The organism is Granulicella sp. L46, assembly GCF_009765785.1.
Taxonomy (GTDB): Bacteria; Acidobacteriota; Terriglobia; order Terriglobales; family Acidobacteriaceae; genus Granulicella.
On the sequence record NZ_LMUT01000018.1, the window covers coordinates 245,084 to 262,184 of the forward strand.

Here is a 17,101-nt window from a genome sequence, read left to right on the forward strand (position 1 = left end):
AGAGGAGCTGCGGGAAGTCGAAGCGGCTGCCGAGACGAGCGGCAAGACGCTCGCGGTATGGCTGCGCGAGCTTGCGCTCAAGGCCGCGCGGGAGCGTCCCGCCGACCCCACGGAGCTGTTGCTGGCTGAGGTCATGGCGCTCCGGTATATGCTCCTCAATCTCTTCCATGGGTCAGCCACTGCGCAGGCTGAAGGCAAGTATCTGCTCCCAGAATCGGTCGTCAAAATCCGTGATAAGGCGGAGGCTCGAAAGCTGGCCGACGCCCGCAAATTGCTCTCCGATTTCCTTACCGGGGAAGATGGAACCGGAGGGCTAGAGTGAGTGCGGGACCAATACGCTTTCCGAGCCGGGGCTGGCGCCTCCTGTGGCTGATTTTGCTCTTCGCTCTGGGGCCGCTCTTGCTGATTCTTCCGGCTTCGCTGTGGCTCAGCTGGACCATGAATCCCGTCCAGACCTACTATCTCGGAACCTATACCGCGTGCTCTCTATTGAGGGGCGACCCCGGAGCGATGACCACCGTTCGCTACGCCGAAAAGACGGCTCCGGGGCGGACGCCGGAGACGCTGCTTCCAGACGATGCAGTAAAGGGATCGGACCCGAAGCATCCTCTGGCGCTTGGCTCGAAGGCCCTCGCTGAGGGTTGGCGTGCGGTCGCGATCGCTTCACCAGGCAAGGTTCGAGCGAAGGAGTTGCAAGCCTACCTTCAAGCGGCCGTCTACGAAGGCGACAGCCCGTGGGCGATCTTCCTCCGGCCCATTTGCTATGTGCTGGCCGCAGTCGTTTTCTTGTACGCCCTATGGTTCCAGTTCGGGCGAAGAAACCGGTTGGGCCGGAAGCAGGAGCAGCGCCATGGACGCCGTACCAAAGGCCCCGAACTACTCTCCCGGCTACACGGCTCCAGTGACGGAGGTATTCGATTCCAGATGGAGCGGAAGGGAATCTTCGGGAAGTGGCTACCAGCGCCCGGCTTCCATATCCCGCGACGATTGGAGGCCAGCCACATCCTGCTCATGGGCGACACCGGCTCAGGCAAAAGTTCGGCGATCCGCCAGCTACTGCGCCAGATCGAAGACCGGGGTGAGAGCGCCATTGTCTATGACCCAGCAATGGACTTTTTGGGTGAGTTCTATAGCCCCAAAAGAGGCGACCTGATTCTGAATCCGCTTGATGAGCGCTGCCCATATTGGGGGTTGGGCGACGAGATCGACCGGCCTGAGACGGCCACTACGATTGCCGCCGCCATGTTGCCTGACAAAGAGTACGAGAAGGCGTTCTTCACCGATGCGCCGCGCCGGGTCCTGGCACATCTGCTCCTGCGTAAGCCCCAGCCGAGGGACATCCTGCGGATGATGGCCGATCCGGAACGCATAGAAGCTGCGGTCAAAGGGACGCCTCTGGCCGCGCTGCTCGATCCCGGCGCTCCCGCGCAGAGAGCTGGGGTCCTCTCCAGTTTGAATATGGTGGCGGACAGTCTGGAGCTATTGCCGGAGTGGGAGCACAAGCGCAAAACCTTCGCGACCGCTGAGTGGTACACCGAGCGGAAACGATGGGTCTTTCTGACCTCTGCTGCTGCCTACCGGAGCAAGGCGCTGCCATTGCACGCGGCATGGCTCGACCTGTTTATCCTGCGCATGATGGGATATTGCGAAGACCAAGCTGCTAAGCCGGTATGGTTTGTGATCGATGAGTTGGCCAGCCTGAACCGGCTACCGCAACTCCACACCGCTGTCACTGAGAACCGTAAGTATGGCAATCCTGTCGTCATCGGTCTACAGGGGCGCAGCCAGATGGAGAAGCGCTACGGCCAGGACGCTGAGGCTATGCTCTCCCAGCCGGCGACGAAGATCTTCCTCAAGACTTCGGAACCGCGGGCGGCGAAGTGGATCTCCGAGGCGATCGGCGAGATCGAGGTCGAGCGTTTGAAAGAATCACGCAGCATGGGGCTTATCGGGTCGAAGAAGAGTTTTGCGATGGAGATCGCCACTAAGCCGCTCATCATGCCTTCCGAAATTGCGGGCCTGCCGCCCCTCACAGGCTTTATCAAGATCGAGAATCATGTCGTCCCGGCAAAGTTCCGGTTGGCAAAGAAACAGAGCAAGCAGCCGGAGTTTGTGGAACGGATGAGAGGTCAGCCGCTGCCGCGCAAAGCAAATGTCGTGACTACTTCGGCTTCCACGCAATCACCGGAGATAAAGAAGCCTGTTCAAGCAGTGTTGCCGCTGGAGGAAACGTCTGTCGCGAAGCGGGAGGGATTCAGTTGGGATGAGAGCAAAGGGATTGAATGAGGCTACGGCGTTTATGAAGAATAATTGCTAGCTGCAATCAATTCCGCCGCCGAATTCACTGATATGCCGCCACCTAGTAACATTATGCCGCCACCCATCACCGCGCTATGCCGCCGTGCAAACCCATGATCCGCGCCGAGGGCGCGCTCTCGAAATCGTAGTTGCTCAAAACCCCGTTTTTGAGGATTGACGGAGGCATGACTCGCAATTACTGACGATAAGCCGACTTCCCGTTACTAATCCTGGATCGATGAGCGCAATGGCGATTTTGCACTAATCGACAAGAACCAACGAGTGGGCCGGATGGAATCGTAGTTTCCGATTGGCGGCGGGACGTTCCTTCTAGCATTCACTGACCTGCTCTACGTGGCGACCATGTGTGACTCGATTCAAGGGGGGGCGTAATGGCTGCGATAAAGCACTCCCGAATTCCCGTTCCGCAGCCACCGCGGGATCGTCGCCGGGCATGACATTACTGGTGCGCAGATGGCGAGGTTGCGACCACGTCAGAGGCGTCGCAAAGTCTGCGACCTCTACGTGACTGCGTTCGCTGCGATGACGGCTTTATAGAAATAAGATGAGAGTTTCGGGGTACGCTTTTGCGTTTCAAAATCGACATAGGTAATTCCGAAACGACTTTTGTACCCATCGGCCCATTCAAAATTGTCGAGCAGGCTCCAAAGAAAGTATCCCTTGACCGGTGCGCCAGCCTGGATGGCTCGATGCAGTTGTGAAAGGTAATTGCGAAGATACATGGTCCGGCCGGTGTCCCAAACATGACCGTCAGAGGTTAGGTAGTCTTCAGCCGCAGCGCCGTTCTCAGTGATGTAGAGCGCGTCCACGTGGTACACGCGGTGAGCGAGGGTCGGTACCCAAAACAGGGCTTCAGGGCCGACTGCAATCCACGGTGGATCCATGTGCGGGTAGTCGGAAGGGTTCGCCACGATGTTGTATCCCTGCTCCTTTGAGCTGTCCGCGCGCACCCAAACAGGGTTGTACACGTTCAGCCCCACGAAGTCTAACGGCGTGGATATCGTCTTCAGCTCATCCGCAGTGAACTCCGGTGCATCGGAACCGAGGTGTGCCAGGTAGTGCTGGGTATAGCGGCCCGTCATGATCACGTTGAGGAATTGTGCGTTCTCTTCCTGAAACGCGGTGTGGGCCGCGGCTATGTGCTCGGGCGTAGAGATAACCGGGCACACAGCGGTAGGATTGTCGGCAAATCCGACTTTTACGGGGCCATTGGCGTGCGCACGAATGGCCTGCACCGCTAATCCATGTCCCCAGACAGCGTAATGGGTGAGCTGTGCGAGACGCTTCCGGCCGACGTGCAGACCAGGCGCATGAAGATTGAAACCATAGCCAGCCTGGGTAAACGAGCGGATCTCGTTCATGGTCATCCAATGGTGAATCCTGTCGGAAAGCTTGTTCGCCACGTAGCCTGCGTAATCTGCGAACGAGCGGGCGGTGTCCGGATTTTCCCATCCACCTTTCACCTGGAGGGACTGCGGCAGATCCCAGTGGTAGAGCGTGCAGTACGGCTCGACGCCTTGTTCAAGCATGTCGTCGACCACCTTCCGATAGTGATCGAGGCCAGCCTGATTGATTTGGCCCGTCCCGTTTGGGAAGATGCGCGGCCACGCAATGGAAAAGCGGGCAGCCTTGAGGCCGATGTCCTTCATGATCGCGATGTCTTCCTTGTACCGGTAGTAATCGTCATCCGCGACGTCTCCGCTTGCGCCCCCATGAATTTTGCCCGGTGTGTGGGCGAACACGTCCCAAATAGAAATGCCCTTGCCGTCAGCCTTGGGAGCCCCCTCCACCTGGTAGCTAGCAGTAGCCGCGCCCCACGCGAATCCCTTTGGAAACTTGAGTTCGCCGGCATTGGCAGGCATCAACGCGTCGCTATCTCTTTGCATGGCCGCTGAACGCAGTCCGGAAGCCAGACTCGGTAAAGAGGTGGATGCGGCAGCCGCGCCTGCTCCTAGCAGGCGTGCAAACGTGCGGCGGGACAGGTTTTCGGTCATTGCAAGGAGCTCCCTTTTGCGGTTGGAGGTGCGACTTCAGTCGAACGGACAAACTCATTCCCGGTAAGAATCTACGCTATCGCTGGCTGCTTGCCCTTCTGTAAGACCCTTTCAGAAACCGTCTCAGGGTACTTCGACCTCGTGACGGGTACTTCATAATATGGAGCATACATCCAAATATAGACATGTTATCCAAATTTCCTTGACAACAGTGATTGCCGTGTTGGAATATGCGAGCAACTTTGATCGAGGACTCAACCGTGAAAATTGCCAGGCCGTATTCCCCTTCGGGAACCCATTTCATGTCTCGCCGCAGGACGCTTTGCTTGTATGCCTTCGTGATGCTGACGGTATTTCTGTTTCCGAGCGCAGTCTGTTTTGCGCAGAATATTACCGGCGACCTGCTCGGCACAGCGACGGATCCCTCAGGCGCAATTGTTCCGAATGCTACCGTCACCGCGACAGAGGTCCAGACGCAGCTGCAGAGAACCACGAGCACCAATGGGCAGGGTGAGTACACCCTGTCGCAGATGAAGCCCGGGACGTATCGGATCTCGGTTTCCGCGACAGGTTTCAAGGAAGTCGATCTCAACGGCATCACGCTCACGCCGGGCGATCGGAAACGCACCGATGTAGTGCTTGAAGTGGGTGCGGCCAGTGAATCGGTCTCTGTGACCGTACCCGTGAACGGTCTGCAGACGGATAACTCGAGCGTCAGCAATACCATCGGAGGGCGCTCCCTCCAGGAACTCCCGCTCAACGGTCGTAATTTCATCCAACTCGCACAAGATCAGCCAGGCACGAACGGCGGCACGCCGAACTCGGTTACAGGCGGTACGCGACCGGACGATCGTAGGCAAACGACATCCGTTTCAGCGAACGGCCAACCAGAGATCCTTAACAATTTCCTGATAGACGGACTCGACAACAACGAACGTCTGGTTGGCATCATGGAAGTCCGACCCTCGCTGGACGCGATGAGCGAGGTCAAGGTAGCAACCAACCTCTACACGGCCGAGGTGGGTCGTACGGCTGGCGCCGTCATCAGCATCTTTACGAAGGCCGGCACGGACCGTTTCCACGGCACGGCTTATGAATTCTTCCGGAACAACGCTACGGACGCGAAGAGCTACTTTGCTACTTCAAATCCGACCCTGCAGCAGAACCAGTTCGGGGGTAGCATCGGTGGCCCAATACGGCGAGGCAAGACATTCTTCTTCGGCGATTACGAGGGTTTCTATAAAAATGATGCCACACAGAATGTCACGATATTGACCGTGCCCACGCTGTTTCAAGAACAAAACCCTGGTAATTTCTCCGATGTTGGCGGTCCCGTCTTTACGCCAACCGACATCACAGGGCTGGGGTACTTCAAGCTGTATCCCGCTCCGAACCGTACACCCGTTTCGGTGGACGCCAGCGGTTTCCCCAGCGGCAACTTCATTTCGGATCCTGCAACCGTCCAACATCAAAATACATTCGATATTCGCATCGACCAAAACTTCAATGCAGCGAATCAACTCTTCGGTCGTTACTCCTACAACAATACAAACACCTTCGTCCCAGGAGAACTTCCGCCCATCGGCGGAGTTCAACCTGTGGGAGACACGTTTGGCGGACGGTTCCCCGGCACTGCAAGTGAACGCGCCCAGGATGGTCAGGTGAATTACCTTCACATCTTTACACCGAAGCTGCTCATGGAACTTCGTGGAGGGTATTCGCGATTCACGAACAGCGTGATTGGTCTGAATAGTGGAAAGAATCTTAACGATACGCCGGCGTTAGCGATACCAGGAGCGAACGATGCGTACCGCGCCACGGAACTTGCTTACGTCTTCTTTGGGAGCTATGCGCCGCTCGGAGGTCCGTGTTGCGAGCCGATTTATCAAACCGATAACACAGCTCAAGTCAACGGGGACATCACCTACAACGTAGGCGCTCATTCCATTAAAATTGGCGCCGGCCTCATCTTCCGAAACAGCAGCTACTTCCAAAGTACCTATGGGCAAGGTTTCATAATCGAAGCTCTGGGTGGAACACCTGTGCTCGATATGGCGGAGCTCCTGGGCTACGCAGGCGCTGGCTATTTTGGCTACCTGTACGAACGTTCCAATAGCTTCAGTAACATCGACAATCGATTCTGGGAGTCGAACATCTTCATCCAGGACGATTGGCGCGTCAACAGAAAGCTCACCCTCAATCTCGGCCTTCGGTACGACGTGTACACGGCTCCTCACAACACCAACAACACAATGGCGAACCTGGATCTGAATACGTTCAAGCTCATTCAAAATCCGACCGGAGGCGTGAGCACTCCTCATGGGGACGTTGGCCCTCGATTCGGTTTCGCCTATTCTGCGACAAACTCTACGGCGATCAGAGGTGGATTTGGTCTTACGTACTATCCCAGCGTCATCAATGGGACAGTCAACCTGCTGAATCCTCCTTACTCAGCCGCCACGGGGCTTGAATATGCAATCGATCAATACCTCAATGAAGGAATCGGCGTACCCACCCCTCCTTCGACGACAAACTTGTCAGGGCAAATTTCCACGAAGCCTTTCAACCTACCGGATGCGTATGCGGAACAGTTCAACCTGAATGTCCAACAGCAAATTGGAGCGAACATTCTGACCATCGCTTATGTCGGTCAATTGGGACGACATGAACCGATCGGGGGAGTCAATCTCGACCTTCCTGATCCGTCCGGATCGTCCATTGTCCCTGCGTTCCGCTACGCAACGCAGCTGCCAAACGTCGTCAATCTTCAGTGGTATCCATCGTTGGCGGGCAGCTCTTACAATTCGTTGCAGGCGACGTTTAGTCGCGAATTCAGTAATGGTCTTTCCTTCAACGCGAACTACACCTGGGCTCACGGCCTGAACGATACCTTCGATTCAGGAACTGGAATTTCAGGTGCTTTTGGCTTACAGCCGACCAAGATCGGTACCTACGATTACGGTAATTCCGATCTGGATATTCGGAATCGCGTTGCTTTTCTAGGAACCTACGTTTTGCCGTTCGCAAAAACGTCTTCTGGATTGAAGAAAGTTTTGGTCAAGGGTTGGCAGGCGAATGCAGTCGTCACCTGGCAGACCGGCTTACCCTTCACCGTCACGGACGCAGCGACCCAATCAGCTAATTCCTCCGGGACAGCCCTCGCCTATATCAACCTTCCCGGAGTTACAGTCGATCGGCCAAACGTTGTCGGACATGTCGGCGGCGGTGGCTCGCTGAGTCAGTTCTTCAATATTAAGGCATTTGCTCCCCAGGCTGTTGGAACGCCCGGAGATGAAACGAAGAATCAATACTACGGGCCACACCTTCGGCATGCCGACGTTTCGCTCGTCAAGAACTTTGACCTCCCGAAGAGTGCGAACCTGCAGTTCCGGGTGGAGTGCTTCAATATCTCGAACACCCCTAACTTCTCCAATCCGAGTGCGCAGATAAATTCGTTAGGGTCGGATGGTCTTCCGACCAATAGCGGTCTGTTCGGATCGATCACAAGCGTTAACCCGAGCATTCCGTCTCGTCAGTTTCAATTCGCTCTGAAATTTGCGTACTGAACAAAGGTTGACCGAAATGAGGGCGGCCCGTGATCTGTAAATCTCGGGCAAGCATAAAGAGCAGAAGCCGAGAAGCTTGACGCTCTGGAAAGGAATGCATATGGTAAATCAATATTGGATTCTATATCCAAATTTGGAGTGATCGCCTAAATGGCTAAGAATCTGCGGAAAAGTTCAGTTTCCAAGAGCCCGTCGCCTCCGCCGCCGGCACCACCTAAGCTCTACCGCGCTCACCGCGAGCGACAGCGTGGTCGAATCCTCAAGGCAGCACAAGAGTTGTTTAATGCACGAGGAATTGAAGGGGTGACGATCACGGAAATTGTCACTGCAACTGGCGTTCGACCCACGACGCTGTATGAGTATTTCGCTAACAAGGATGAGATTATCTGGGCTTTGGTGGAAGAATACACGGCGCAGTCCACAGCCGAGATTGGAGAGCGCGTTACTCATGTGCAGGGAACCGCGCTGACTCATATTGAAGCTATGCTCAACGCCTTCGAAGTCGAGTTAGCCGAACATCCGGAGCGCATACGATTCCAAGCGCAATTTGACGCGATGTACGCGCACGAATGGTCCACCGATCTATTGCTCGCGCTTCACGCAAGAGTCGCACCGGATTTCCCGAAGTCGTTTGCTGACTTGGTTCGCATGGGAATCGCCGACGGATCGCTCCGCCCGGATCTGAACCCGGACTTGGCGATGCATTCCGTAGTGAATGTCGTGATTGCCGCTCAACGCAGGTTTGCATCTTTAGGCAATCGAGTAGAAGTCGAATATGGACAGCCGGTTCGCCATCTTTTTCATGAAGCCATACGCATCATCCTTCTCGGCCTTAGTAACAAGTAAGCGCAAGCTTTTGACCGGCGCCGCGAGTCCGTTGCGTCAATCCACCCCATGCTTCGTAATCGTCTTTAGAAAGGCTAAGAATGAAAAAGCTACTAGTCCCCTCGTTGCTTGTATGTGTCGCGACCCCAATGTTCGCATTCGGACCGGCCGGACTTACAGGCTCATACACCTTGCACAGCAGTATTGCGGGTACCGACACCGACCAGACCTGCTCTCTATCGCAAACCAACAATCAAGTCGCGGGAAGCTGCAAGAGCGATACTGGCGAAGTGCAAATGACTGGAACGGTGGACGGCAAGAATGTCACCCTGAAGGTTAAGGCTGAATACAACGGAGAACCCTTGACCGTGACCTATACGGGCACGATTGATGAAGCCGGCAACGTCCAGGGCGACGCGGATGTGGAACCTATGGGAGTTACGGGAGACTTCAAATTAACTCCGGCCAAGCCAGGTGCAGATACTCCGAAGAAATAACTGAGCCGAAAGTTGAAGTCAGTGCGGCATTGAGATCTGCGACCTCCTGAAAGCGCGGCTGCAACCACCCGTTCCTGAACTCCTGCCAAAGGTACGGTTGCGCTGCGACGACGAGTCATGCAGTGATTCGAACGCGATCGGTCGAGCTTGAAACTCGCCAGGCCGGGTCGCTCCATCGTCCGATCGCAACGACCGCATGAGCTGGCAGGTGGTTGTGGATTCAACTTGAGAGGGAGACGTAGTTTCATGAGAACCGTATCTCGAATCGTCTGTGTCGGAGGAGTTCTTGGGGTGTCGTCGATACTTACGTTGTCGTCCCTCTGCCTCGGACAGGCAAAGCGGACCGCCGCCGAGGCCCGCTCCGGAACCGGCCTTCAGACGACACCACCCAAAGCGCTCTCGCCTGCGGAGATCGAGCGAAAGACCGATGCACTGCTCAAGCAGATGACCGTCGAGGAAAAAATTGGCCAGCTGAATCAACCTTTCCACTTCTCCAAGAAGAAGGTCGACGAGGAGATCGCAGCCGGAATGGTTGGATCAGTCGATCATGTGCTCGATCCAACCGAGATCAATGCGCTGCAAACGCTGGCGGTCGAGAAAACTCGCCTTCACATTCCTCTCCTTTTCGATATGGACGTCATTCACGGGTACCGGGTCATCTTTCCAGTGCCGATAGGAGCCGCCGCCTCCTGGGATATGACGATGATTGAAAGAGATCAGGGCATCGCCGCAATGGAAGCGAGGGCGGGAGGGCAGCAATGGACCTCGGCACCCATGCTCGATATCGCCAGGGATCCGCGCTGGGGTCGTATCGTCGAAGGCGCAGGGGAAGATCCGTACCTCGGATCCAAGGTCGCTGTGGCCCAGGTCAATGGCTTTCAGGGAATCTTGCCGATAGACTCCAACCACATGATTGCCACCGCTAAACACTTCGCCGGATATGGGGCTGGTGAAGGTGGTCGAGATCACGATGCGGCGAACCTCTCGGAGAGCCAACTCCGAAACGTCATCTTCCCGCCGTTCAAGGCAGCGGTTGAGGCAGGCGCGACTGCCGTGATGAGCGCATACATGGACCTCAACGATGTCCCTGCTACTGGGAATCGATGGCTGCTTACGGACGTGCTGCGCGATGAATGGAGCTTCAAGGGCTTGGTCATCAGTGACAATAATGCGGTCACCGATCTCGTGCCGCATGGATTTGCTCGCGATAAGGCAGACGCAGCTCGACGCGCCCTCGATGCCGGTGTGGATGTCCAGATGAGCAACTACGGAGATGTCGACGGGCTGCTTACGGCAGCACATGACGGTACCCTCGATAGGGAGAAGCTCGACAGCGCCGTTCGAAGAGTACTCAGGCTGAAGTTTCAACTGGGTCTGTTTGACCATCCCTACGTCGAGGTTAAGCCAATGGAGGACAGTGTCCTTCAGGAGCACCTGAAAGCCTCTCGAATTGCCGCTGATCGCTCCGCCGTCTTGTTGAGAAATGACGCGAACCTTCTGCCTCTGCATCCGCAAGCGTACAAAAAACTCGCTGTGATCGGGCAGCTGGCCGACTCCAGACAAGACACCCTCGGACCCTGGACAGGCGGGGAAAACATCGACGACACGGTAACCGTTCGGCGAGCCTTGGAGCAGTCAGGCAAATTTGAGAGCGTTGTGTACGCCCAGGGAATTCAACTTGGCCGAAAGTATTCCTCGCCCTTCGATAGCTTGATGAAGGAGAAACCCCAGAGACGTTGGACCCCCGAACAGGCGGACGACGAGTTTCGTCACGCCGTCGAAGTAGCTCGTGATTCGGACATCGTAATTGCGGTGATGGGAGAGCTCCAGGATATGGATGGCGAGTCGGCCTCCCGCGCTTCATTGGCTCTCCCCGGCAGGCAAGAAGACCTGCTAAAGGCGATTTCGGCGCTCGGCAAACCGGTTGTCCTCATTTTATTCAGTGGCCGCCCACTCGACCTGCAATGGGAGGTGGAACACATACCAGGGATCCTTGACATGTGGTATCCGGGAACCGAAGGCGGAAATGCCGCCGTAGATCTGCTGTTTGGAGAAGCGAACCCTGGGGGAAAGCTTCCATTCACGTGGACACGGGATGCCAATCAAATTCCAACGTACTACTCGCATAACAATACGCAAGACCCCCAAAATCAGGGCAGGCGCTACTGGGATGAGCCGAGCGTTCCCTTATTCCCTTTCGGATACGGCTTGAGCTATTCCAAGTTCTCGTTCGCCCCGCCGAAAGTAAGTCAACCTCAAATTAAAGTGGGACAGCCAATAACGGTCGAAGCTGAGGTAGAGAATACGAGCGACGTCGCTGGAGATGTAGTGGCGCAGTTGTATATCCATCAGCGGTTCGGTAGTGCGTCGCGACCGGTGCGTGAGCTGAAGGGATTCGATCGCGTCCTCCTGCAGCCTCACGAAAAGAAGACGCTGCACTTCACCCTGTCACCAGGGGACCTCTCGTTCTGGAGCACCGCCAAGAGGAAGTGGACTCAGGAGCCGACCACCGTTGACTACTGGGTGGGTGAAGATTCCACGGCCAACGACGGCGGATCGTTCGTCGTCAATCCATAGGTCCGCCTAATTTCCCGCCGTCTCCCACGGCAGCCTCAACCTCAGAAAGAGGACACTCTATGGATCGTCGATCGTTTCTTCAAGCAACTGCATTGGCGAGCTTCCACGCATTAGCACCAAAGGTTGCAACGGCGGCGCAGGGCGCTTCCGAAACGCCGGGGCACGCTATCTCAATTCATACGGATGAGGTAAAAGGACCTCTACCCCACGTCTGGGAGGAGTGCGTTGGCTCCGACAGAGCTGTCGTCGGACTTCGGGAACAGTGGCTCACAGACCTGGAAACTGTGAAGAACGCAGCCGGTTTCAAGTCTGTCCGCTTCCATGGCCTTTTCGACGATGAGATGGGCGTATGGTCTGGGGGCAAAGCCCCTAACTTCCTCTACGTCGACATGGTGTTTGACGCCATGTTGGAACGGGGAGTCAAGCCATTCGTCGAGCTCAGTTTTATGCCCGGCGCTCTTGCAAGCGGCAAGAAAACCGCCTTCTTCTACCGTGGAAATATCACGCCTCCTGATCCGTTCTCGCAGTGGGGTGAATTGATTCGTGCGCTCGCAACACACTGTGTTGACCGGTATGGGATTGAAGAAGTCAGCAAATGGAACTTCGAGGTATGGAATGAACCAAATCTAGCGTTCTTTTGGTCTGGAACAAAAGCAGAATATTTTGAACTGTACAGACAATCTGCGGTGGCGCTGAAGAGCGTGGATCGGCGGCTGAGAGTTGGCGGTCCGGCGACTGCCCAAGCCGGCTGGGTAGGGGACTTATTGGAGTTCTGTTCGTCGCGAAACGTCCCCATCGACTTTGCCTCAAGTCACGTCTATCCCGATGATCCTCAAAAGAGCTTATTCGGTGAAGAGACTCACTATGCCTTTGAGGAAGTCATACCCAAAGCCCTAGCGATGCTCAAGCAACAGATAAAGGCTTCAAAGTTTCCGGATCTGCCACTGTTCCTTACCGAGTGGAGTTCTCAGAATCCTGCCTTCATCACTCATACGATCAAGAGTTGCATCGGGCTTTCAGAGATGATGTCCTATTGGACCTTTGATAATGTTTTCGAGGAATTGGGAATTCCGAGGACCTTCTTGAACAGGAACTTCGGTCTCATCGGAATGCGCGGTGTCCCGAGACCCTCGTTCAACACGTTCGCACTATTGCATCAGCTGGGTGACAGGCAATTGGTCAGCGATGAGGGCCCACTGCTGGCGACCCGGCGCAGCGATGGCACCGTAGCCGTTTTGGTTTGGAATTTGATCCCGCAGGATCCGAAACAGCGTACGTCGATGGGTGACCCATTGGTGCAAACCGGCGCCACGTTCGCCACGCACGGTGAATCAAAACAGTTCACGTTGCAATTGCAACGCGGGCATAAGCGCGGGCGAGTTAATATCAGTCGCGTGGATGCCGATCACGGCGATTCCACTCAGGCCTATCAGAAGATGGGAAGCCCGGCATATCCAACAATGCGCCAGATCGCCGAACTCAAAAGCGCGAGTGCTTTGCCGGAACCTGAGGTCGCACATCTCGACGGAAACGGCCAGATCACAATTTCAATTCCACCAAACGGGATTGCGCTAATCACAACTCAGCGCGTCTAAGGATCCGGGGAATAATAAACCGCTCTTGTATTGGATCCATCGGGTTATCGGCCAAAGTCCCGTGTGAGCTGGGCAGCCTGTCGGCAACTTCAATTCTCAGTTGATGACAACAGTACGAGGCGCTCATTGACCCGGAGTTGGGCCGCATTTGAGGATCAGTCCTGATAAACGCCCTAGGGTCCGATTATCCGGCCCCTCTTCGGTAAGATTCCGAGACACTGGCCGACTTGTCAGGACCGAGACGAAGAGCGTCCGCTAGACTTGTGCTAATATTTTCGGGTTTACGCCGCCAATGAGACCGTCGTGCGTGCCAGCGCGCGTTTGTGCCTAAGCGTGGTTGTCGCCGCTGGGCCGTTGTTGACGTAGAAATTCCGGGCCGCGCAGTTGTTTTCCTGGGCTTGTGCTCCGGGGAACCAGGAGAACAATGAAGCACCGGCTAACCCTGTTCAGCGACGCAGTCTACGCAATCATCATCACGCTGATGGTGCTGGATTTGCGAACGCCCGAAATTCCCGGGTGGGATGGCTGGTGGCATCTGCTGCCGCGCCTCGGCGGCTATTCAGCAACGTTTGTGCTCCTGCTTGTGATCTGGCTCCATCATCATCACGTATTCTGCCGCGTGCGGGAGATCAATCGGGCAATGTTCTGGTTCAATGGAGGCGCCCTTTTCTTCTCCAGCCTGCTTCCATGGACGCTGCGCTCCATCGTCGAACACCCGCATGATCCGACTGCATATATCGTGTATCAAATCATTGCCTGGAATGCGATGACCGGCATGACATGGTTCAGGTTGTCCGCATCGAAAATTCATGGTCGCGACCCCGGCTGGAAGGAATGGAGCCGTAAGCGTAACCGGGTGGCTGCAATCGGCACCCTGCAAGCGGCGGTTTTCTGCGCGCTTACGTTCGTCTATTTACCGGCTGCCATTGCGATCTATATTGCAATGCTGATTTTCGTCATCGTTTCCATCGACATCACTGCGAGTTCCGGCGCCATGGCCACGGAAGAGGCGGCAGAACGGAGCTCCCAACCATGATCGACATTCACCCGCCGCAGCACGCGCCCATGACGCGCCGCGAATTCTTCACACACCTCTTCATCGTTATCCTCGGCCTGCTCATCGCCATCGGCCTCGAGCAAACGGTCGAGTACTTCCACCACCGGCACCAGGTCGCCCAACTCACCGAACAAATGCGCGCCGAAGCGCAGAGCAACCTGCCGCTGATACGCGATTCGGTCGACAGGCTCAAAGTGCAGGCCACATACATCCGATCGCTTGAGGATGCGCTGCTCGCCGGAAAACGTTCCGGCGATTCCGTTGACGTGCACGGCGTCCTTCCCAACGCTGGGTCCGCGCTCTATGTATCTCCCTCACGAGCCACGTGGTCGGCCGCTCAGGCCGCGGGCCTTGCTGCGCTGCTTCCCGCTGACCAGGCCGAGCTCTTCGCGCGGCTCGACTACAACACCGTAGAGGAGATCAACGCGGACGAATACCTGCACGAAACGCTACGCACCCTGATCAGCGAATGTGTACGTGGCCAGTATGAACAAGCGAATCCGGCCGTTCAGCATATCAACCTCTCTCATCGCGACGATCTCCTCTTCCGTTTGGGACAGGTTGACGGCGCCATTCGCAGGAGCATCGCCACTCTCGCCCTGGTCGAAGGAGGTGACGAGGCGATTCTGGCAGGTGTTCATTCACTGGACGGGATGTACTCCTTCCAGAAGGCCGCGATGCAGCGAACCCTTGTGGAGAATGGCTCAACGACTTTCTTTGGCGCTACCCCTAAGCCGCAGACACAAACGACTCCAAACCAGCCCAGCGGAACGGAATAGATTTCACGGAGCCCACATGATCGACATCCACCCGCCCCAGCACGCGCCCATGACGCGCCGCGAATTCTTCACTCACCTCTTCATCGTCATTCTCGGCATCCTCATCGCCATCGGCCTCGAACAAACCGTTGAGGTCCTCCACCACCGGCACGAGCGCCAGGCCCTGATCGAAGGTTTCCATCGCGAGTGTGCCGACAACCTGAAAGTCTTCGATTTCGATCTCGATGTAGCTCACCACGAGATTGCCTGGGAGCAAGCCTCGCTTGCAGCCCTGCGCAATGCCCAGCCGCGCGGCGGATATATCATCGTCACCATGCCTCAACCGCCTGCGCAGGACAACCTCCAGTCGCCATCCCGCTCGGTCTGGTCCATCGCAAAAACCAGCGGGAAGGTCGAGCTCCTGCCGGAAAACCTCGCCGAAATCTTCGACCGTGTCGATACCGAAGGCGCGCATTGGAACGACGTGGTCCAGCCCGCCACTACCGCTTTCCAGCGCGTGAAGAGCTTCGGCGATCGCACCGGATATCCCCTGAACACCGGAGCGACCGTTCACCTCACCCTCGCCCAACGCGACGACGCCGAAGCCATCTTCGACAGTCACCTCGTGGAGTTCGAACAGGAGAGGATCTGGATCGCGTGGTGGAAGGGCGCTTCCATCAGTGTCCTTCGCGGCGTCCAGTCGCGCGCTGACATGGAAGACGACATCCGGCGCGCCAACATCGCTTCCCGCTAACCCTGACTTCCATTCCTCGGAGAACGTTCCATGATCGACATTCACCCGCCGCAGAAGTCCGATCACACCTGGAAAGACTTCTTCCTTCACATCGGTACGATCGCGGTCGGCATCCTCATCGCCATCGGCCTCGAACAAGCCGTCGAGCTCATTCACGAGCACCATCAGCGTACCGACCTGCGCCAGGGCGCCATCACCGATGCGCGCCTCTATCTTCGCGATGTGGATGAAAACCGGGACGCCAACACTCAGCAGGTCGAAGATCTCACGGCTCGCATACAGCAGGTCCGGGAGACGATCTCGCTCCACCACCCGCTGCCTCCGCCAGCGTATCGTCCCGCGTTCCCTATCGAGACAATCCGGCTCGAAAACCTCGCCGCGGCCAAATCCAGCGGCCTCATTCATTTGCTGAGCGAGGAAGAGATCAACAGTGCCGGTGACGCCGAAGTCGCTGTCATTAATTCGGAAGCTCTCAAGGAGCGCGCCCAGGAGGCTGCCACCAAACGCGTCGCCTTCGAGCAGCGCTTCCAGACCGCCTTTCCATCCGGCCCATTCGACTTTTCTCACATCACGCCGGCACAGCTTGACGAGTACCTCGGCCTGCTTCTCGAGGAGCGCGTCCGCCGCACAGAGACTCTTGCCTACCTCGAATTGATGCACCGCGGCGGACTGGCTTACATCAAGGGGCAGCGTGACCTGGATAAACTTCGCTCAGCGGAGGAAGGCGGATCGGCGCATTAAGGCTGTGGGTGCGATGCGACACTGCTGCGAATCGTTCGGGGCAGCTATCGAGGCAACTATCGATCTCGATTGTCGACTTCAGGCCAAGTCACTTATCCAGCGCTGTTTCAGCGATTGATTTCGGATTGGTCCTGATAAACGCGCTTCTCGTCACCCACAACCGACGCTCCCGAAAAGTCGGGTTTTGACCAAGTTCAGGCTCCGGTGAATCCAATGCATCGACGTTGGTCAAAACGCCGTTTTTCGTACACTACTACAACTAAGCATTCGGACTAACCCGTGCCAGACAGTCTTTACGGATCGTTACGAGCCGCCTGCGGCGCTTTTCTATTGCCTTACCTTGTAAGTCTTGAGAGCATGGCCCCATGGAAATGGAATCGAAGCAGCCTCGGTCCTTGTATTTTGATGCTCTGTCCCT

General features: G+C 56.3%; 12 protein-coding genes. 11 read left to right on the top strand and 1 reads right to left on the bottom strand.

The features are described from left to right. Together GSQ80_RS19840 and GSQ80_RS19845 are read left to right on the top strand one after the other, a co-directional pair. The coding region (locus GSQ80_RS19840) for a hypothetical protein (protein WP_158789440.1) at nucleotides 1-322 on the top strand (322 nt) is incomplete at its 5' end. Then, on the top strand, nucleotides 319-2,286 hold the full coding sequence (locus tag GSQ80_RS19845; RefSeq protein ID WP_158789381.1) for a type IV secretion system DNA-binding domain-containing protein: 1,968 nt from the start codon (nucleotides 319-321) through the stop codon (nucleotides 2,284-2,286). The genes GSQ80_RS19840 and GSQ80_RS19845, both read left to right, overlap by 4 nt. Nucleotides 2,287-2,819: 533 nt before the next feature. Here GSQ80_RS19845 and GSQ80_RS19850 read toward each other — a convergent pair. Next, the gene (locus tag GSQ80_RS19850; protein ID WP_158789382.1) at nucleotides 2,820-4,313 is read right to left on the bottom strand and encodes a GH1 family beta-glucosidase; all 1,494 of its coding nucleotides are present in this window, start codon (nucleotides 4,311-4,313) and stop codon (nucleotides 2,820-2,822) included. A gap of 302 nt (nucleotides 4,314-4,615) precedes the next feature. Here GSQ80_RS19850 and GSQ80_RS19855 point away from each other — a divergent pair, with 302 nt between their 5' ends. The 9 genes from GSQ80_RS19855 (at nucleotide 4,616) to GSQ80_RS19895 (ending at nucleotide 16,683) form a co-directional block, all read left to right on the top strand. Further along, nucleotides 4,616-7,879 (top strand): TonB-dependent receptor, encoded by a 3,264-nt coding sequence (locus tag GSQ80_RS19855; RefSeq protein ID WP_158789383.1) that lies wholly within the window; start codon nucleotides 4,616-4,618, stop codon nucleotides 7,877-7,879. 150 nt (nucleotides 7,880-8,029) lie between these two features. Further along, the gene (locus GSQ80_RS19860; RefSeq protein ID WP_158789384.1) at nucleotides 8,030-8,725 is read left to right on the top strand and encodes a TetR/AcrR family transcriptional regulator; all 696 of its coding nucleotides are present in this window, start codon (nucleotides 8,030-8,032) and stop codon (nucleotides 8,723-8,725) included. A gap of 80 nt (nucleotides 8,726-8,805) precedes the next feature. After that, the gene (locus GSQ80_RS19865) at nucleotides 8,806-9,201 is read left to right on the top strand and encodes a hypothetical protein (protein ID WP_158789385.1); all 396 of its coding nucleotides are present in this window, start codon (nucleotides 8,806-8,808) and stop codon (nucleotides 9,199-9,201) included. 246 nt (nucleotides 9,202-9,447) lie between these two features. Continuing rightward, nucleotides 9,448-11,778 carry a beta-glucosidase BglX gene (bglX, locus tag GSQ80_RS19870; RefSeq protein ID WP_158789386.1) on the top strand — a complete coding sequence of 777 codons (2,331 nt, stop codon included), beginning with the start codon at nucleotides 9,448-9,450 and terminating at the stop codon, nucleotides 11,776-11,778. 59 nt (nucleotides 11,779-11,837) lie between these two features. Then, a complete protein-coding gene (locus tag GSQ80_RS19875) occupies nucleotides 11,838-13,373 on the top strand; it encodes a hypothetical protein (RefSeq protein ID WP_158789387.1) in 1,536 nt (511 codons plus the stop codon). A 424-nt stretch (nucleotides 13,374-13,797) separates the two neighbouring features. Then, on the top strand, nucleotides 13,798-14,409 hold the full coding sequence (locus GSQ80_RS19880; protein WP_158789388.1) for a TMEM175 family protein: 612 nt from the start codon (nucleotides 13,798-13,800) through the stop codon (nucleotides 14,407-14,409). Continuing rightward, on the top strand, nucleotides 14,406-15,209 hold the full coding sequence (locus tag GSQ80_RS19885) for a hypothetical protein (RefSeq protein ID WP_158789389.1): 804 nt from the start codon (nucleotides 14,406-14,408) through the stop codon (nucleotides 15,207-15,209). The genes GSQ80_RS19880 and GSQ80_RS19885 overlap by 4 nt, the downstream gene beginning before the upstream one ends. A 16-nt stretch (nucleotides 15,210-15,225) precedes the next feature. Continuing rightward, nucleotides 15,226-15,942, top strand: coding sequence for a hypothetical protein (locus GSQ80_RS19890; protein ID WP_158789390.1), 717 nt, complete (start codon nucleotides 15,226-15,228; stop codon nucleotides 15,940-15,942). A 30-nt stretch (nucleotides 15,943-15,972) separates the two neighbouring features. Next, a complete protein-coding gene (locus tag GSQ80_RS19895) occupies nucleotides 15,973-16,683 on the top strand; it encodes a hypothetical protein (RefSeq protein ID WP_158789391.1) in 711 nt (236 codons plus the stop codon). Nucleotides 16,684-17,101 lie beyond the last annotated feature (418 nt).